The sequence below is a fragment of the Pseudomonas sp. MHK4 genome (assembly GCF_054600775.1).
Window position 1 is genome coordinate 731006 of the sequence record NZ_BAAIAK010000001.1, and the last position, 18535, is coordinate 749540.

The window sequence follows — 18535 nt, forward strand, 5'->3', positions numbered from 1 at the left end:
TTTATTGGTGTTAGCGAGTTTGATGAGCGTTGACGAATTGCCGGCAACGCTCGCTGCGTGGGTGTACGAACACTTCGTCCGGCGAACCGGTTTCCTCGATCAGCCCTTGATGCAGGAAGGCGACTTTGGAGGAGACATCGCGGGCAAAGGCCATTTCATGGGTCACCAGGATCATGGTGCGGCCTTCTTCGGCGAGAGAGCGGATCACCCGCAGCACTTCCCCGACCAGTTCCGGGTCGAGTGCCGAGGTGGGTTCATCGAACAGCATGACCTTGGGCCGCATCGCCAGGGCCCGGGCGATGGCCACCCGTTGTTGCTGTCCCCCGGAGAGAAACGCCGGGTACTCGTTGCGCTTGGCCGAAAGCCCTACGCGTTCGAGCAAGGCTTCGGCGCGCTCGGTCGCCTCCGCGCGGCTCTCGCGCAGGACCTGGGTCGGCGCTTCGATGAGGTTTTCCAGCACCGTGCGATGGGGCCAGAGGTTGAAGTTCTGGAACACCATGCCCAGGCTCGAGCGGATGCGCACCAGCTGCTTGGCGTCGGCCACCAGCGGCGCGCCGGGACGGGTGTGGTTCAGGTGAATGCTTTCGCCGTCCACCAGGATGCGCCCCTGGTCCGGCACTTCGAGCATGTTGATGCAGCGCAGCAAGGTGCTTTTGCCCGAGCCGCTGGCGCCGATCAGCGAGATCACCTCGCCTTCGCGCGCGGTCAGGGACACACCCTTGAGCACCTCGATGTTGCCGAAGCGTTTGTGCAGGCGATCGACTTCGATCATGGTTCGCGCGGTGACCGGCTCCCTGACCGGTTCGCTCGACACGCGACTGATCACAGGCTTGGGTGCTGGCGCTTGCAACGCCTGGACAAAATCGCGGATACGTTGGGAGGCCTTGGCCGACACCAGGGACTGGGCATGCGCGACCAGGGTGGGTTCAGCGACGATCCAACCCATGGGCCAATCAGCCATCGGGTGGGATTTCGCCAGGCGACCGATCACCACGCAACGTTCGGCCATGCCCGGCGCTGCTGCGAGGTTCAGGTGTGGGTGCTGCAGCGTCAGGTCGTCATGGACCTCGTCGATCACCGCCCACAGGTCATGGGCAATGGCGAATCCGGCGATGGCTTGCACGGCTTCAAGGTTGAGCTTCGGGCCGGACAGGAAAATTGCCCGGGTGCGCGGGGTAATCGCCTTGGCCAGCGCGGTGGCATCCGCCGTGAACGCCACCGGCACCAAAGTGGCGCCGCAGGCCTTGAGCGACGCCTCGCAGGTCAGTGACATCGGATCGAGGGCAATCACTTCGTCGCCTGCAGCGAGCAGGCACATCGACGCGACGAACAAGGCATCCTGCGCCCCGGCCAGCGTGATCACGTTCGCGGCGTTCAGCCCACGGCTCAACAGCTTGCCGTAGTGCTCGGCAAGCGCCTCGCGCAAGACCAGGTGATCGGTAGATTCGCGGTTGTGAGTGTCACCTGCTGCTGGCACATCAAGAGCGGCATCGGTGATGAAATCGGCGGCGGGAAAATCCGCGGTGCCGACACTCGGCTTCCGCTCGACAAAGGGTGAAAACCGCATGCCAGTGCCTCGTTCAATATGAAGAAACGCAAGCCCGCAACCAGCCGGGAAAGAAGGTGGAACGAACATAGTCCAAGCTGAACAGTCGTTCAACAGAAAACTGTTGAAGGTTCGCGTTCAGCGTAAACAGGTCGTTTTTGCGACAGTCGCGACGTTTTTGCGTACCGGCCCTCAAGGCCATGCAGAAGGCATACGGGCGGCTATGCTGCTGTGATGTCCTTTGGTTGGAATACGCCCAATGCAATCAGGTACATCCACACGGATGCGGCATTGCCGACTACTGCTGTTAGGCATAGCGGCCCTCGGCGGGTGCGTTCGGTTGGGTCCGGACTTCCAGCCGCCCGCCGAGCCGTGGGTCGACCACTGGAACACCCCGGCCCTGGAACACGCCAGCCAACGCGCGCAGTACCCGGACATCCGCCAGTGGTGGCAGATCTTCGCCGACCCGGTGCTCGACCGCCTGATCGCCGAGTCGGACGCGCACAACGCCAGCCTGAAGATCGCCGGCCTGCGCGTGATGGAAGCCCGCGCGCAATTGGGCATCGCCGAGAGCGGGCGCTACCCGCAGCTGCAACAGATCGCCGCTGACAGCGTGTACATCGACCGGCACCAGTCCGGCGGGGACAATCCGGTTGACAGCCATCTGTGGCAACACAGCGCCGGGTTCGATGTCGGTTGGGAGCTGGACTTCTGGGGGCGCTTCGCCCGTGCCATTGAGGCCGCCGATGCCAGTTATTTCGCCTCTGAAGCCAACTACGACGACGTACTGGTCCTGCTGCGGGCGCAAGTCGCCGACAGCTATTTTTTCCTGCGCACCACCGAGGCGCGCCTGCGCGTCGCCAATGCAAACGCCAAGCAGCAATATCGCAACTACGAAATCACCGAAAAACTGTTCAACAGCGGCCAGACCGCCGAACTCGACCTGCAACAAGCCAAGACCCAATACCTGGGCACGTTGAGCACCATTCCCCTTCTGGAAGATCAGCTGTCTCGCACCCGCAATGCGTTGGCCGTATTGATCGGCCAGCCACCCGGTGCGCTACCGCTGGTGGTCGACAACACCCAATTGATCCCGCTGGTGGATCGCGCCGTATTGCAGGATGTCCCGGCCAATCTGCTGCTGCGCCGACCCGATGTGCGCGCCGCCGAGCTGAATGTGGCGGCGCAGTCGGCGCTGGTTGGCGTCGCCGAAACTGATTACTACCCGGCCCTGACGTTGCTGGGCAGCATCGTGTGGTCCACCGATTCCTTGAGCGGAACTTCCCGCAGCCTCGACCTGATTGGCGGGCCGAGCCTGCGCTGGAACGTCTTCGACTACGGCCGCATCGCCAACAACATACGCGTGCAGGATGCGCGTTTGCAGCAGTTGATCGAGTCCTATCGCGACAAGGTGCGCCAGGCCGCGCGCGAGGCGGATGACGCCGCCAACGGCTTGACTCGTTCCCTGCAACGCGAACGCATCCTGCGCGAAGCCGAAAGCGCCGCACAACGTTCGCTGGCGCTGGCCAACACGCTGTACCGCGAAGGTTATTCGGACTTCCAGCGGGTGCTGGATGCCCAACGTGCGCTGCTCGAACTGCAGGACAGCTATCTGGTCAGCCGTGGCGATGCGGTGAGCAATGTGATTGCCCTGTACAAGGCGTTGGGCGGCGGTTGGTACAGCGCCCAGCCCAGGGTCGATGCCGCCACGCGCCAGCAAATGGAACAACGGACTGACTGGGGCGACCTGCTCAAAGACCCTACGCCTGAGCAGCCTGCCTCCCCCTTGCCCACTCAGGTGAAAAAACCATGACTGAAGCCGCGCCCTCCCCTCAGCCAGCGCAGCCTGCCGCCGATCCCGCGAAAAAAGGCATCAAGTGGGTTTTACTGTTGATCGTTGTCAGCCTGGCCTGGTACCTGCTGGCTGATCGTTTCACACCGTACACCCAGCAGGCACGGGTAGGCGCGTTCGTGATTCCAGTGGCGGCGGAAGTGGCCGGCCGGGTAATTCGTGTCAACGTGCGCAATAACCAGGACGTGAAGGCCGGCGAGGTGATTTTCGAAGTCGACCCGCAGCCCTACCAGATCGCGGTAGACCGGGCGCGCGCCGACCTGGAATCCACCCGCCGGCAGGTCGGTGCCAGTACCGCCGGCATCGCCTCGGCGCAGGCCAGCCTGCGTGCAGCACAAGCCAACGAGCTCAAGGCGAAGCAGGATAACCAACGCCTGGAAGGTTTGTACCGCGAAGACCCCGGGACCGTTTCCGTGCGCTTGCTGGAGGTTTCCCGCGCCAGCCGCGAGGCGGCCACCAGCCAGGTTGCCGCTGCCCGTGCCGAAGTCCAGCGTGCGAAGGAGCAGGAAGGAGGCAAAGAGGAAGACAACGCCCTGCTGCGCAGCGCCGCCACCGCCCTGTCGAAAGCCGAACTGGACCTGTCCAATACGCAGATCCGCGCCCGTTCGGCCGGCTTGATCACCGACCTGCGCACCGACGTCGGCCAATTCGCCGCCGCCGGCAACCCGGTCATGACCCTGATTGCGATCCACGATGTCTGGATCAGCGCCGACATGACCGAGAACAACCTCGCCCTGGTCAGGCCCGACACCCCGGTGTCCATTGCCCTCGATGCGCTGCCCGGCGAAGTGTTCCAGGGCCGCGTGCGCAGCGTCGGCTACGGCGTCAGCGTGGGCACCCCGGCCGCTCCCGGCAGCCTGCCCACGGTGCAGAACAGCCGTGACTGGCTGCGTCCGGCCCAGCGCTTTCCGGTGATCATCGAGTTCTCGGCCGAATCCCTGTCCATGCTCAAGGACAACCGCGCGATTCGTTCCGGTGGCCAGGCCGAAGTCATGGCCTTCCCTTCCGAAGGCAACGTGCTCAACCCGCTGGGCCGGATATTCCTGTGGCTGATGAGCTGGCTGTCGTATGCCTACTAAACGCACGCCGAGGGTGCAGCGCGCACTGCGCCTGGCCTGCGGCACCGCACTGTGCCTGGCGGTGAGCTTTGGCCTGGGGATGCCGATCCCCTTCCTGGCGCCGGTGCTGGGGGCATTGCTGCTGGTCAGCGTCAATCGTCCGCTGCCGTTCAAAGCCACCCTGGTGCTGGCGCTGACCGCGATGCTGACCACCGGCATCGGCCTGCTGCTGATCCCGCTGCTGCGGTATTACGCCTTCAGCGGCGTGCTGCTGATCGGCCTCGGCCTGCTGGCGGTCTTTCGATACGGCCAACGGGGCGGCAACAACCTGGTGGTGACCTTCCTGGTGATCGGCCTGACCATGATCCCCGCAGCCGGGGTTGCCGATTTCGGCTTGGCGGCGACGGTGATCAAGGCGTTGACCAGCGGCCTGCTCCTGGCGGTCCTGATCGGCAGGGTGAGTCACTGGCTGTTCCCCGAACCGGCCAATGCCCCCACGCCCCCACCCGCTCCGGCCTTATCGGCCGAAGACGTCGACCGCGTGGCGTTGCGCGCCACCCTGATCGTGATGCCGACGTTCCTGCTGGCCATGATCGACCCCGCCAGCTACATGCCCATCGTGCTCAAGGCCGTGAGCCTCGGCCAGCAGAGCTCCACCACCAACGCCCGCGACGCCGCCCGCGAGCTGATTGGCTCGACCTTGCTGGGCGGCCTGTTGGCCATTGCGTTCTGGACCGCGCTGACGGTCTTTGTGCACTTATGGATGTTCTTCCTGTGGATGCTGCTGTTCGCCCTGATCCTGGCGCGCAAGCTCTATGGCCTGAGCCCGGGCCGCTTGAGTCCGGGCTTCTGGCTCAACACCCTGGTCACCCTGATTATCCTGTTGGGGCAATCGGTGCAGGACAGCCTGGCGGGCAAGGACGTCTACACCGCTTTTGCGGTGCGCATGGGGCTGTTCATCGCCGTGACGTTGTATGCCTGCCTGATGGTGCATTTGCTGGATCAGCGGCAGAACACCAGCCTCGCGCCTACCGGTCCCATATGATCATGGATTGACCTGATACCCCTTGCCCTGCAGACAACTGGTATACGCCGTCGAAGTGGTCGCGGCGTTGGTTTTCTCCTGCTCACGGCGATCCTGGCGCTGGCGCGAACCGCCGACCACGACACCTGCCGCGGCCGTTTGCTTGGCGCGGTCCTGGCGGTAGTCCTGCTGCTTGTCATCATCGACACGATCATAAAACTCGTCGTGCTGGCGCCCGCGCACCTGGGCCCCGGCGGCGCCGGCAGCAGCGCCCACGGCGGCGCCCTTGACCCGTCCGCCCGACGGGGTCGACGTGGTCGAGGCACTGCTGGCGGCGATGCTGTTGCATTCGTTGATGTCCAGTTGAGTCTGTTGCGAAGTCTGGCCCTTCAGCGGTACTACCGTCTGGGTCCATCCCTGGGCACTGAAAAACGCCAGTGCGACGCACAGGCCGATGGGTGACAACCTTTTCATGATGATCTCCGGATGGGCGTGATTCACCCTGAAACAGTGTAGTTCAGCCCTCCTAGCCCACCTCCATGACCAAGCTGTTTTCCACCCAGCGCACCGGCACAGGCTCCAATTGCGCGCCCTTGCACGGTCCGTCGATGCAGTGCCCGTCCTCGAAACGAAACATCGCGCTGTGATGCGCACACATCAGCACCTGGCCGCGATAGGTGCAGAATTCCTGGGGGTTATAGTCCAGCGGCACCGAAAAATGCGGACAGCGGTTGATGTACACCCACACCTGCTCGCCCTGGCGCACCGCAACCAGGCCGGCGGGATGCAGTTGTTGATGCTGCGGCAGACCCAGGGCGCCGCCGTCGGTGATGTCTTCCCGTTGGCACAAGGTGATGAGGGTCATGGTCAGCCCCGCAGTTCCGGGTTGCCGAGGCTCCAGTGCCAGGGCCGTATCTGGATGCTGGCAAACAGCCCGGCCTGGACGTAGGGATCGTCCTCGATGAAGGCTTCCACCTCCGCCAGGCTGCCGGCTTCGATCACCAGCAGCGTGCCGTTCATCGCCGCGCCTGCCTCATCAAGGGTCGGGCCGCCCAGGCGCACGACCACGCGGTGCGTATCGGTCGCCCGCAGATGCGCCTGGTGGCTTGGCCGCAGGCGCGAACGCAGGGCCAGGGAATCCGGGTGGTCGGTGGCGAATACCGCAAAAAACTGGCCCATGCTTCACCCGGCTTCCATGACGAATTCGTAACATGCCCGCTTGAACGGCAATGGCATGCCCAGCCGCGCGGACACCTCATCGTGGCTGATGCGGTCTTCATAGATCACCTGCAACGACGGCTTCACACCGAACACCGCATCGGACGCCAGGTACGGATCGTCGTGATTGAACAGGTGGGTCACCAGTTTGCGATAGCCCGGCACCTCGATCATGAAGTGCAGGTGCGCCGGCCGCCACGGATGCCGGTTGGCGGCATCGAGCATGCGCCCTACCGGGCCATCGGTGGGGATCGGATAACACACCGGGACAATCGTGCGGATCGCAAAGCAGCCGTCGGCGTCGGTGCGATAACGACCGCGCAGATTGCCGAATGGCTGTGCGCTGTCCTGGCCGGAATACATGCCGTTTTCGGCGGTCTGCCAGACGTCCAGCACCGCGCCGGCCAAGGCATTGCCCTGGGTGTCGACCACCCGTCCGCGCACCAGCGCCGTCTCGCCCGGGGTAAAGGCCATGTTCTCGCCGAACTCCCGCTCAGGCATGCCTTCGATGTAGAACGGCCCGAACACCGTGGTCTCGGTGGCGGTTGCACTGTGTCGATGGTTGATTGCGTCGACCAGCATCGACACGCCGAGGGTGTCCGAGAGCAGGATGAATTCCTGGCGCACCAGGCCATCGCATGTGTGCCCGGTTTCAGTCAGGAAGCGAATGCCCTCGAACCACTCCTGTTCAGTCAGTTCGACCTCGCTGACAAACGCGTGCAGGTGGCGGACCAGGCATTGCATGATCTGTTTGTAGCGGGCATTCGGTGCGTCGCCGAAGCTGTCCACGGCCTGCTCGGAGATTTGTTTTTCTATCGCTTTGTCTTGATCGGTCATTGTTTTTATTCCGACAGGTGCTGGCTGCGCGCTGGGTCAGGCTGGCGCCTGGCCGTTCATCGCCCGGGTCAGCAGTGCTTCGATCGGGCCTTGTTCAAACGGCCGTGGATTGTAATAAGGGCTGGCACAGGCAATTTTGGCCGCCTCGGCCGGACCGTTTGGTGGCAGGCCGATGTCCGCCAGTGCCAAGGGGATACCCAGTTTCTGGTTGAGTGCATACAACAATGCGCCCACCTCACTGGCCGAGCTACCACCCAGGGCACGTGCGGCGCGTTGCAACGGCCCGGCGGCGGCTTCGCGGTTGTAATGCGCGGCATGGGGCAAAACAATTGCGTGCGCCTGGGCGTGGGGCAAATTGAAAGTGCCGCCCAGGGTGTGGCAGAGCTTGTGGTGCAAGGCCATGCCCACCGAGCCCAGGCAAATACCCGCCAGCCAGGCGCCATACAATGCCTGGCTGCGAGCTTGCGGATCGTTGGGGTCGTCGACCACCCCCGGCAACGCCTGCGCCAACGAGCGAATCGATTCCTCGGCCATCAAGCCAATGATCGGGTTGGCGTCCTCGGCGTACAGCGCCTCCACCGCGTGGGCCATGGCGTTCATGCCCGAACAGGCGGAAATCTGTGCCGGCAGGCTCAGGGTCAATTGCGGGTCGTAGATCACGGTTTTCGGCAGGACCCGTGGATCACGCCCGGTTTTCTTCAAGCGATTTTCGGTCAGCCCGTAGATCGGCGTCATCTCGGAGCCTGCGTAAGTGGTCGGCACCGCCACGATCGGCAGCCCCGAATCCATGGCGATCGCCTTGCCCAGGCCAATGGTCGAGCCTCCGCCAATAGCCACACAGCAATCGGCATCCAGGCGCGCCGCTTCGACGCGGGCCGCTTGCGCCACTTCCAGCGGCACGTGCATCACTGCGTGCGGATACACGCCAGCAGCGCGATCACCGAGCAACGCCGCGACGCGTTCGCCCAGGCTGTGCTGTTCCGGCGTGGTGAGGATTAGCGCCCGCCGGGCACCCAATCGCTCGATTTCTTCAGCCAGCGCCGCGAGCTTGCCCCAGCCGAACACCACGCGGGTCGGCAGGCTTTGGTAGACAAAAGGATTCATGATCGGCCTCAGCGCTTGAAGTGTGGCGCGATTGTCGCGTCGACGTTGACCCACACCGAACGGGCTTCGGTGTAGTCGTGGATCGCTTCAAAGCCCATTTCCCGGCCATAACCGGATTGACCGACGCCACCGAACGGGCTGCCTGGGCTGACGCGTTTGTAGCAGTTGATCCAGCACATGCCCGCATGGATGGCATTGGCCATTTTGTGCGCCCGGCCGAGGTTCTGCGTCCACAGGCCGCTGCCCAGTCCGTATTCGGAGCCGTTGGCGATGGCCAGCGCTTCTTCGTCGGTGCGAAAGCGCACGACGGTGACGAAGGGACCGAAGACTTCTTCCTGGCAGACCCGGTCACCCGGCTTGGCCTCGACCACGGTGGGCTCGACATAAAAACCCTTGGCCAGCGCCGGGTCGTCCGGTGCCTTGCCGCCGGCGAGAACCTTGCCGCCCTGCTCGATGGCGATATCGATGTAGGCCATGACGCGGTCGCGGTGCAGGGCCGAGGTCAACGGGCCCATTTCGGTTTGCGGGTCCATCGGATCGCCGAGGCGGATCGACTTGGCCAGGGCGATGAAGCGCTCGAGGAACTGCTCGGCGATGTCTTCATGCAGGATCAACCGCGAACCGGCAATGCACGCCTGGCCCTGGTTGTGGAAGATCGCCCAGGCAGCGCCGTTGACCGCCGCTTCCAGGTTGGCGTCTTCGAAGACGATATTGGCCCCCTTGCCGCCCAGCTCCAGCTGGATGCGCTTGAGGTTGCCTTTCGAGGCTTCGACAATCCGCCGACCGGTCGCGGTCGAGCCGGTAAACGCAATCTTGCCGACGTCCAGATGTTCCGCCAGCGCCTGGCCCGCGGTATGGCCGTAGCCCGGCACCACGTTGACCACGCCTTTGGGGAAGCCGACTTCGGTCATCAGCTCGACGATGCGCAAGGTCGACAGCGGCGTGATTTCCGAGGGTTTGATGACGACGGTATTGCCCGCCGCCAGCGCCGGGCCCATCTTCCAGCTGGTGAACATCAGCGGAAAGTTCCACGGCACGATCTGCCCGACCACGCCAATCGGCTTGCGCTGTACGTAATTGAGGAAGCCGACTTCGACGGGTATCACCGAACCTTCAATTTTATCGGCCATGCCACCGAAGTAGCGGAAGCAGGCGGCAGTACGCGGCACGTCGAGGCCACGGGAGTCGCGGATCGGGTGCCCGGTGTTCAAGGATTCGAGCTGCGCCAGTTCTTCGCTGCATTCTTCGATCCGGTCCGCCAGTTTGAGCAACAGGCGTCCGCGCTCGGCAGCAGCCAGCGCAGACCAGGCCGGAAACGCGCGTTTGGCGGCGGCCACCGCGAGGTCGACGTCAGCGGCTTCGGCGGCGGCGATGCGGGTGATCAACGAGCCGTCATGGGGCGACACGACGTCGATGGTGCCGCCGGCGAGCGCATCGACGAAGCGGCCATCGATATAGAGCTGATTTTGCATAATGGTTTCCTCGCACTGCGCTTAAGAAAGCAGTGTCTGACTGGATGGCTGAGTGCCTGGCCCGGGACGATGTCGTGCCAGGCACGAGGTCTTAGAATTCGATCGGGTACGGCTTGAGTTCACCGCTTTCGTAGCGCTGCGGCAGGTTCGGCGTGGCGTTTTCCCAGACCAACAACATCGAGCGCTTGGTCGAATAGCCCTGGTGACGAATGTCGGCGGGCATGGCGCAGATGTCGCCGGCTCGCATGGTGATGCGCGCACGGGGGTTGCCATCGTCCTTGTCGCCGACATCCCAGATGATCTCGTCCGACAGCTGCAGAAACCACTCGATCCGGTCATTGCCATGGAACACCGGCAGGATGAATTCTTCGGTGGTCGGGCAGAACAGGCTGGCCTTGCACACCGAGGTCACCGAGGGGTTCCAGGTCACGTCGGAGCGCGACAGGTACTTGTGCAGGTTGAAGGCATGCAACTGACCTTCGAAACCTTCGGCGGCGTGGATCTGCGGCTCGTCCTGCGGCACATCGATGAACTGGCGGTTAACCGGCAGATCGTTGCGCAGCGGCGAATCATCCGGCAGGCCGGGCATGCGCTTGGTGGCGATGCGAAAGCGTTCGATGGCTTCGATGTTGTTGCCGTTCTTGCGTCCGAAGGCGCTGCCGGTTTCTTCCGGCGCGGCGAAGGGGTCGAAGGTGGCGTTGGTCCAGTCGCGCAGGATTGCCTTGAACGTCGCCATGATCAGCGGCGTTTCGAAGTTTTCGGTGTAGTTGACCCCGGCCGCCTTGAGCGTGCCATTGAAGGTGCCGGCGTACAGGTCGACCTTGCCGTAGTAGTTGCGAGTGCCGATGACGTGGTCGAAGTTGACCCAACCGTAGAAAAAGCCCCAGGCCACGTCGCGCATCAAGGCACGCAGGAAGGCATCGACCGGAATCAGATGGGAACGGGTCTGGCCTTTGGCGGGCCAGGTGATGCGGGCAAAATACTCGTCGCGCGACAGCTCGAACGCACCGAGTTTGAAGGCGCAATAGCCGGTGACGGCATGGGCCGCGCTGGCCTGGACGTCTTCATCGGCAAACAGTGGGGTAAGGGCTGCGGTGTCAAGCATGGCCATGTCGGGATTCCTCTTGTTTTTGTTGGCGGGGGGCGGCTGGGCAGATCACTTCAGGCAGATGTCGGCCCACTTCTCCACCGACAACGGGCCCTTGATCGTCTGCTGCAGGATCACGCCCGGGCGACTGGCTTCGAAGCGATAGGCCGTGCCCACCGGCAGCAGGCACTGGTGACCGCGCTTGAGCAGGACGTATCCCATGGGTTTTCCCGCCGGCACGTCACCGGCCAGTTGCGTGCCCTCGCCTGCCGTCAATGGCGCGTCGAGCTTGAGGAAATCCACCCGCACTTCGCCGTCCATGACGATGGCGAATTCGTCGTGCGCGGCCGTGTACCAGGGCGACTGGCCTTCGGCGCGCAGGGTTTCGATGACGTAGCCGAGGTTGAGACCCACCACGACCTTTTCATACGGCAGGGATTGTTCCGCTACCTCGAACACGTTGGAAAAGGCGTAGTGACTGGCCTGGCCGCTGATGATTTCAACCGAGCCTTTTGTGTACTTGTCCAGCGAGCCGAAGACCGTTTCGATTGCCGCGCTACTCATGGTTTTCACCGTTTTGTTGTTGTAGTAACAGTGAGGCAACAGTACGTCTGAGCCCTTGCGGGAACAATTAGAGAGTCGGCGACAACAGTGTTCGCGAAACGCAAACACTGGGGTCATTGTGGGAGCGAGCCTGCTTGCGAAGGCGGTGTGTCAGCCAACATTTCCGTCAAATGAAAAACCGCATTCGCGAGCAAGCTCGCTCCTACAGGTTTGGTGTGACTCAACGGATCCAGCCGCGTTCGAGCAAGGGCTTGTCCCAGCATGGCTCATCGCCGAAGTTCTCCACCAGAAAGTCGATCAACGTACGGACTTTCAGGGCCCGGCGCTGGGTCGCCGGATACACCGCAGAGAAATTGAAGGAGGACAACGCGTATTCGGGCAGCACCGGAATCAAGCGCCCGCTGAGCAGGTCGTCACTGGCCACCAGCGTCGGCAGGCAGACAATGCACACGCCGGTCTGGGCGTAATCGCGCAACAGATGCACCGAGTTTGAGCGCACCTGCCCCGGCAGGCTCAGTTCCACCTGTTCGTCTTCGCGATTGAACAGCCAGCGGTTGCGCGACGGATAACCCTCGTACAGGGCGATCTTGTGTTGCAGCAGTTCCTGGGGATGGGTTGGCACGCCGAATTCGCTGGCGTAATCGGGGGACATGCAGAACAAGCGCCGAACGCTGAACAATTTGCGCTCGATCAGGGTTTCCGCCATCGGCGGGAACATCTGGAACGCCACATCAAAACCTTCTTCGATCGGGTCCACCACCCGGTCGTTGACGATAACGTCCACTTCAATGTCCGGGTACAGCCGCGTGAACTCGGCCAGCATGCGGCCGAAATGGCCGATGGCAAAACCGGGCAGCATCTGCACCCGCAGCTTGCCGGTGGGTTTGGCGCGCAATTCGCGCATGTGTTCGGTCAACGAGTTGAAACTCGCGACCATGTCCGCGCATTCCTTGTAGTACGTCTCCCCGACCTCGGAGAGCCGCACATGGCGCGTGCTGCGATGGAACAGCGGCGCATTGATGAACTGCTCCAGCTGCTGGATGCGGTGAGTGATGACCGAGCGGGTCACGCCCAGTTGCTGGGCCGCCCTGGCGAAGTTGCCGGTTTCGGCAACCCGCACGAAGGCTTCGACACTGAGTAAACGATCCATGGGCGGGTTCTCTGGATGTTTTTGTTCTTATAGAAATACGAGGTTAGCCTCTTGGCACCTCGCACTCCACATCCCGGACGAGAACCTGCCCCTGTAGGAGCGAGCTTGCTCGCGAAGAACTCAAGGGCAACGCGTTTAACCAGTAAACACGCGTTATCGTTGACGACCATCGCGAGCGAGCTCGCTCCTACAGCGTTTACCGATTGAGCCAGGGATAACGCGCGGTGTCCTGGCTACCATAGTCAGGGTCCAGGTAGATGAAGCAGCGCTGGATCTTGAAATCACGGATCTCGAACACGTCCGCCCAGTAGCCGGCACCCGCCGGTGACGGCACGCCCGCGCGCCAGTGGCCGTCGACGTGTTCACCAAAACTGGTGCCTTCGCAGACCAGCGTGTCGGTGCCGGTGAGAATCCAGTTGAAGTGCGCATAGTCGTGGGTGATCGATTTCAAGCGGCTGCCCAGGTCGCCAAACATCTGGCCGATCTGGTCGCGGCCGGTGGCCAGTCCCCACTTGGGAAACAGGACCTGCGCGTCCTCGGCGAACAGTTCGAGAATGCTGCCACCGGTGGAGGTGATGCCGCCGTTGTCGAAGGCCTTGAGGTATTCCAGGGCGACCGATTTGCGTTGCTCGTCGGTCATTGTCAGGGTGCTGATCATGGTTGTCTCCGCGTTATTTTATGCTGGCCGTCAGTGCAACGACTTGATGTAGGTGATGATCTTCTGCCGCTTGGCCGGGTCTTCCTGGGAATACACCATGGCACTGCCCGGCGCCACGCTCTGGGCATCGGTCAGCCAGGCGTCGAGCATTGGCTCATCCCAGACCTTGCCGGCCATGGCTTTGGCGTAGCCGTCGCTGTAAGTGAAGTTGCTTTCGCTGGCAGCCTTTCGCCCCAGCAGCCCGAACAGGTTCGGTCCCTGCCCCGGCGGGCCGCCCTTGTCGAAGGTGTGGCAGACCGCGCAGTGGTTGGTCGCCAGTTTCTGTGCCACTGCCAGGTCATCGGCCAAAGCGCTGCCGGTCAGGCCGAAACCTGCTGCCAGCACCCACAGTGCCGGGGCACGCAGGAAAAATTTGAAGTGCGTCATATCGTTGTTCTCGTGCAATCGAGGTTTAAGCAAACATCAGCTTCGGCTCGGCTCTTTGTGCGCCTGGTTCGCCGCGCGATAGGCGAAGGCGATGATCGGGCCCAGCGTTGATCCACCGGCCCAATAGGCGCGACCGGAGGCCGATGCCACGCAGTTGCCGACGCCGTACAAACCCGGGATCGGTGCATTGGCATTGTTCAACACCTGGCCGACCGAGTTGGTTTTCGGCCCGCCCTTGGTGTCGAGGTTGCCGCCGGTGATCAACGCCGCGTAGTACGGGCCTTTCGCCGCCAGCGGATACATCGTCAGGTTGCCGCTGCGGTCGGGTTTGACCGGACCTGTGAACACGCCCTGGATCACCAGCTCGCCGCGATGGAAGTCCAGGTCCTTGCCCGTCTTCGCCAGGTCGTTGAAACGCTTGAGCGTGGCTTTCAGGTTCAGGTTGAAATCCGCGCTGAGCTTCATCCCGCCAATATCGGCGGCGTGTTTATCCAGGCGTTCGGCGATGTTCTTTGCCAGCTCTTCCAGGGTTTCGCCCTTGACCACATGGCGGTCGTTGCCGCCCTTGGGCACGATCGGCGAGCCGTATTCGTCGCTGCTGCAGAAGTCCTGGGCGCGCTGGTCCCAGATCGAGAACATCACCAGGTTCGGGTATTCGGCCTTGTCGCCGTCCCATTGGAAGAAGGTTGGGACCAGTTCGTTGTAGACCGTCTTTTCGTTGACGACGCGCTTGCCGTACTTGTTCACCATCAGCATCGAATCGCCGTTCATGGTGAAAATGCCAGACATCGAACCGTCCTTGGCCAGGGCTTTTTCCAACAGGATCGGGCACGACCAGGCGTAGTTCATGTTGCGCAACTGCACCCCCAGTTCACTGGAGATACGAATGAAATCGCCCTCGTTGGTCAGGGCCGCGCAACCGCCGTAGACCGGGGCGTTGAGGAAGTTGCGGCGCAGTTCCGGGTCGTGGGTGAAACCACCGGTGGCAAAGATCACCGCTTTGCGCGCCCTGACCCGTTGCAGCGTGCCCTCTTCGGTTTCGACTTCGACACCGACCGCTTCGCCTTTGCCGTTGAGGATCACTTTGACCACGCGTTCGCCGGTGCGGATCTGCACGCCGTCGCGCTTGGCGGCGGCGGTCAGCGTACGAATCGCCACGCGACCGCCGTCCGACATGCTTGGCCGGGCTTCCCTGGGCACCAATACGCGACCTTTCTTGGCCTTGTCTTCGGGCAACTCGGCCCAATAGTCCGGCACGTCCGGGCAATGGCGGTAAGGCAGCGCGTCGCGTTCGGCCAACAGTTCAGCCGCCGGCGAGGCGCTCTCGTAGATCGCTTCACACATCTCGTATTCCCAGTCGGACAACCCGAGCTTGGGCAACGAGGCGTCGTAGGATTGCGGGCGTGTCAGGCGCGCGACATAACGCAGGTAGTCGGCTTTTTCATCGACGATGCCGGCGTCACGCATCGGCTTGTTGTTCGGCACCCAGTACCAGAACGCCGCTTTCGCCGCAGTTCCGCCAGGGCTGCCGGCCTTCTCCAGGATGACCACGTCATTGCCCAGCCAGCGCGAGAACAATGCGGTCGGCAAGCCGCTACCGCCACCGCCAACGACGACTATGTCGTGTTCCCTGTCAAAGGGCAGCTCGTCGCTGGCCATGGCCCGTGCCGCTACGCCCGACAAGGCGGCGACAGCCGTACCGGCGGCGCCGGCCTTGATGAAGTTGCGGCGAGACAGTGCAAGTTTCTGGTGTTCTTCGTTCACTTTTTATTCTCCGGAATGAGTAGCGGCGACACAGGCCAATCAACGCGGCTGCGTGACTCACCAGTAATGCCAGAGCTGCACGAACAAGCCGTCGGTGACGGTGGTGTTGCGCCCTTCCACGCCTTTGGAATAGTGGATGGACACCTGGTCCCACATTTTCTGGGCGAACACCTTCTGCACGCCGGGCTTGAGCTGGAACAGCACCCCGGCGCCGAGCGCGGTTTCGTTGGATTCAGAGAACTCGATGGCATCGTTGTTGCGATCATCGGAGCTGAAGGTTTTCTGGTAGTCGGCACTGACGAAGGGCGTGACCTGGTAGGTCGGGCGATCGACGATGTTGTAGCCCAGGCGCAGGTTGGCGTGACCGGTATCACCAGGTTCGGTGTGGTGCGGGCCATCGCCGCGCAGGATCGCGCCCACCAGCAGGTCGATGTTCACCTTGCCCAGCCATTCGTTGTAGAACAGCGAAGGCCACAAGGCGTAGGTGTCGCTGCTGACCGAGTCGGCGCCGGTCGGCAGTTGCACGTAGGCTTGCGCGCCGATGGTGCGCAGCGGCGTCGGGTTGTACCAGACCAGGCCGCCAACCAGCGGATCGCCCAAGCCGCTGACCCGCGTACCGTTGCCGCGAACCGCGATTTCCGGGAGGGTAATGCTGGCGATGAAGCCGGTATTGGGCAGGCCGTCCATCTTCCAGTAGTGCAACAACGACGTCAGGCCAACGTAGGTCTCGGTGTTGCTGCCGGCGACCTTGTTGCCGTGATCGTCAAAGCGTTTGCGGTCGTCGTTGTATTCAAACTCCTGGCCCACTGAATTGTAGGGCTCGGTGAAGTCCGAGCTGAACTGGAAGCTTTGGGGCCTGTTGCTGGCATAAGGAATGCCCGAGGCTTGCACCATCGAGGGAAACAAAATGCCAGCCCCCAGAACGGGAGCGAACAGGGCCGCTGCGCGTCCCCATGCACGAATACTCATACCTGCCTTCCTTATTTTTATAGGAGCCAAACCCCCGAAGGGGCGTAAGGCCGAAAGCAAGGTATGACGTCTTGTTGAGCCCTGGCTGGAGCTCCACCGGATCGTTGGCGGATCCTGGTGTTCGGCGAGATGGAGGCTACAAGCCCGCCACTACACCAACAATTCCATTCTCGGCGACTTCAGTGTTTGCGTATTCAGAACAATGCTGCGGGGATTTGAACACGCTGAAAATCAACTGTGGGAGCCAGCCTGCAGGCGATGGCGTCGGGTCAGGCAACATAGATATCGAATGTGCCGGCCTCATCGCGAGCAAGCTTGCTCCTACAGGTTTTGTGACGTTAATCAGGCATTCGAAGTCAGCGGATACAGTTGTTCGTCGAACTGCGACAGCTTCGCAAACACCAGCGGCTGATCATCACTCAGGTGCTGCAATCGCTGCCCGTAATCAACCAGAAACTGCTGCCGCGCCTCATCGGTGATGCACGGCACATGCCAGGCCACGAACGGCTCCAGCACATCAAAACCCCCTTCATTGCGGGCAAGCGTTATTGGTTTTTACGCACGTTTTCACCTATCAGTTCTGCTAGTTCCCGTTTCCGACAATCCCCTTGATACTCAAACCCTCCCAGACCTTGAAAGCTCGGAGCGCCCGATGTCCAATCCACAGCAACCCTGGCTCATCCGCTATCGCTACGACCCACTGGATCGACTGACCAGCCACACACAGTCAGACAACCCGGAACGTCATCGCTTTTACTGCAAGAACCGCCTGGCCACCGAGATTCAGGGTGCAATCGGGCACTCCATCGTCCAGCACGATGACGGTCTGCTGGCCCAGCAGCAGCGCCACACCGATGGGCACGAGACCACCCTGTTGGTCACAGACCTGCAACGCTCGGTGCTGTACACGCTCACGAGGGACAGGCAACCACAACCCATTACCTATTCCCCCTACGGACATCGCCCCGCCGAGAACGGGCTGACCAGTTTGCTGGGGTTTAACGGAGAACGACCGGATGCGGTGACCGGGCATTATCTGTTGGGTAATGGGTATCGGGCGTTTAATCCGGTGTTGATGCGATTTAATAGTCCGGATAGTTGGAGTCCGTTTGGGAAGGGTGGTCTGAACTCATATACCTATTGTTTAGGGGATCCTGTTAATTTTTCCGACCCCAATGGACATTCCCTTTTTGTAGCGACGCAACTTCTCCGCTGGGGGCGGCGGGCGGCTACGAAGATAGTAAAAAAAAGCAGAGAAATTGTTCTCGACGAAAGTATCACATCACAATCAGTAGCCAAATTAAGGCCCGGGATAACACCGACGCAAGCCGTATCTGCGCGGAGCAAAATGAACAAAATTAAATATCTAGCGAAAACCGAGCCACTAAACGCAAAGTATCGTAGCGATTTGAAATCTGCAGAAAAACATGCGAAAGCTATTGAGAGTTTGACTGGGATTCCGGTCAGTGGGAACCAACGACTAAATCTTCTAAAAAGTATCGCTGGAAGTGAGCCTTCGGATTTAGAGCTAATCTTTTCATACAGGAAATTAGCCAACATTAAAAGAGGGGAATTTGCTCCCGAGACGCCGATATTTGGACGTCCAAGTCAACAATCGGCTAGGACTTATGACCATCAGATGAGAAATTTACAAGATTCGAACACTCAAATATACCATGAAGAAGAAAGTCGACTTTTTAATTTGCATTTTCAGGACGACTATGTTCGAGAACGTCAACAAATTCGCACCGAGTGATAATTCGGGACAGCGGGACATCAGCCAAATCAACTAGTGTGGCTGATGCC

Annotated in this window: 18 protein-coding genes and 1 pseudogene; 4 read left to right on the forward strand and 15 right to left on the reverse strand. The window is 61.6% G+C overall.

The window, feature by feature from the left end; translation table 11 throughout:
• Positions 1-10 precede the first annotated feature (10 nt).
• Positions 11-1567 carry an aminotransferase class I/II-fold pyridoxal phosphate-dependent enzyme gene (locus tag ACYP2Q_RS03125; protein WP_459729132.1) on the reverse strand — a complete coding sequence of 519 codons (1557 nt, stop codon included), beginning with the start codon at positions 1565-1567 and terminating at the stop codon, positions 11-13.
• A 238-nt stretch (positions 1568-1805) separates the two neighbouring features.
• On the opposite strand from ACYP2Q_RS03125, the gene ACYP2Q_RS03130 reads away from it, so the two are divergent.
• The 3 genes from ACYP2Q_RS03130 to ACYP2Q_RS03140 are packed head-to-tail and all read left to right on the forward strand — an operon-like array spanning position 1806 to position 5501.
• Positions 1806-3359 (forward strand): efflux transporter outer membrane subunit, encoded by a 1554-nt coding sequence (locus ACYP2Q_RS03130; RefSeq protein WP_459729133.1) that lies wholly within the window; start codon positions 1806-1808, stop codon positions 3357-3359.
• Positions 3356-4477: an HlyD family secretion protein gene (locus ACYP2Q_RS03135; RefSeq protein WP_459729134.1), complete on the forward strand. Its 1122-nt coding sequence runs from the start codon at positions 3356-3358 to the stop codon at positions 4475-4477. Before ACYP2Q_RS03130 ends, ACYP2Q_RS03135 begins: the two co-directional genes overlap by 4 nt.
• On the forward strand, positions 4467-5501 hold the full coding sequence (locus tag ACYP2Q_RS03140) for a DUF2955 domain-containing protein (RefSeq protein ID WP_459729135.1): 1035 nt from the start codon (positions 4467-4469) through the stop codon (positions 5499-5501). Before ACYP2Q_RS03135 ends, ACYP2Q_RS03140 begins: the two co-directional genes overlap by 11 nt.
• Here the strand turns inward: ACYP2Q_RS03140 and ACYP2Q_RS03145 are convergent, their stop codons facing one another.
• The 14 genes and pseudogenes from ACYP2Q_RS03145 to ACYP2Q_RS03210 all read right to left on the reverse strand — a co-directional run.
• Positions 5502-5954: a hypothetical protein gene (locus tag ACYP2Q_RS03145; protein ID WP_459729136.1), complete on the reverse strand. Its 453-nt coding sequence runs from the start codon at positions 5952-5954 to the stop codon at positions 5502-5504.
• Between the two features lie 52 nt (positions 5955-6006).
• Entirely contained in the window at positions 6007-6345 is a 339-nt protein-coding gene (locus tag ACYP2Q_RS03150; protein WP_459729137.1) for a Rieske (2Fe-2S) protein, read from the reverse strand.
• A gap of 2 nt (positions 6346-6347) precedes the next feature.
• Complete coding sequence (locus ACYP2Q_RS03155) at positions 6348-6659, reverse strand: YciI family protein (protein ID WP_459729138.1); 312 nt, start codon at positions 6657-6659, stop codon at positions 6348-6350.
• A 3-nt stretch (positions 6660-6662) separates the two neighbouring features.
• Positions 6663-7535: a dioxygenase family protein gene (locus ACYP2Q_RS03160; RefSeq protein WP_459729139.1), complete on the reverse strand. Its 873-nt coding sequence runs from the start codon at positions 7533-7535 to the stop codon at positions 6663-6665.
• A 36-nt stretch (positions 7536-7571) separates the two neighbouring features.
• A complete protein-coding gene (locus ACYP2Q_RS03165; protein ID WP_459729140.1) occupies positions 7572-8639 on the reverse strand; it encodes a maleylacetate reductase in 1068 nt (355 codons plus the stop codon).
• Positions 8640-8647: 8 nt separating this feature from the next.
• Positions 8648-10111: an aldehyde dehydrogenase family protein gene (locus tag ACYP2Q_RS03170; protein WP_459729142.1), complete on the reverse strand. Its 1464-nt coding sequence runs from the start codon at positions 10109-10111 to the stop codon at positions 8648-8650.
• A 91-nt stretch (positions 10112-10202) separates the two neighbouring features.
• Complete coding sequence (locus ACYP2Q_RS03175; protein ID WP_459729144.1) at positions 10203-11222, reverse strand: hydroxyquinol 1,2-dioxygenase; 1020 nt, start codon at positions 11220-11222, stop codon at positions 10203-10205.
• Between the two features lie 45 nt (positions 11223-11267).
• Complete coding sequence (locus ACYP2Q_RS03180) at positions 11268-11762, reverse strand: hydroxyquinol 1,2-dioxygenase (RefSeq protein WP_459729145.1); 495 nt, start codon at positions 11760-11762, stop codon at positions 11268-11270.
• Positions 11763-11982: 220 nt separating this feature from the next.
• On the reverse strand, positions 11983-12912 hold the full coding sequence (locus ACYP2Q_RS03185; RefSeq protein ID WP_323609007.1) for a LysR family transcriptional regulator: 930 nt from the start codon (positions 12910-12912) through the stop codon (positions 11983-11985).
• A gap of 196 nt (positions 12913-13108) precedes the next feature.
• Positions 13109-13570: a nuclear transport factor 2 family protein gene (locus tag ACYP2Q_RS03190; protein ID WP_459729146.1), complete on the reverse strand. Its 462-nt coding sequence runs from the start codon at positions 13568-13570 to the stop codon at positions 13109-13111.
• Between the two features lie 30 nt (positions 13571-13600).
• Complete coding sequence (locus ACYP2Q_RS03195; protein WP_459729147.1) at positions 13601-13996, reverse strand: c-type cytochrome; 396 nt, start codon at positions 13994-13996, stop codon at positions 13601-13603.
• Between the two features lie 36 nt (positions 13997-14032).
• Positions 14033-15760, reverse strand: coding sequence for an FAD-dependent oxidoreductase (locus tag ACYP2Q_RS03200; RefSeq protein ID WP_459729148.1), 1728 nt, complete (start codon positions 15758-15760; stop codon positions 14033-14035).
• A gap of 57 nt (positions 15761-15817) precedes the next feature.
• On the reverse strand, positions 15818-16729 hold the full coding sequence (locus tag ACYP2Q_RS03205) for a transporter (RefSeq protein WP_459729149.1): 912 nt from the start codon (positions 16727-16729) through the stop codon (positions 15818-15820).
• A 342-nt stretch (positions 16730-17071) separates the two neighbouring features.
• Positions 17072-17254 (reverse strand): annotated as a pseudogene (locus ACYP2Q_RS03210) (NAD(P)H-dependent oxidoreductase); the annotation flags it as partial.
• A 127-nt stretch (positions 17255-17381) separates the two neighbouring features.
• On the opposite strand from ACYP2Q_RS03210, the gene ACYP2Q_RS03215 reads away from it, so the two are divergent.
• Positions 17382-18485 carry an RHS repeat-associated core domain-containing protein gene (locus tag ACYP2Q_RS03215; RefSeq protein ID WP_459729150.1) on the forward strand — a complete coding sequence of 368 codons (1104 nt, stop codon included), beginning with the start codon at positions 17382-17384 and terminating at the stop codon, positions 18483-18485.
• Positions 18486-18535 lie beyond the last annotated feature (50 nt).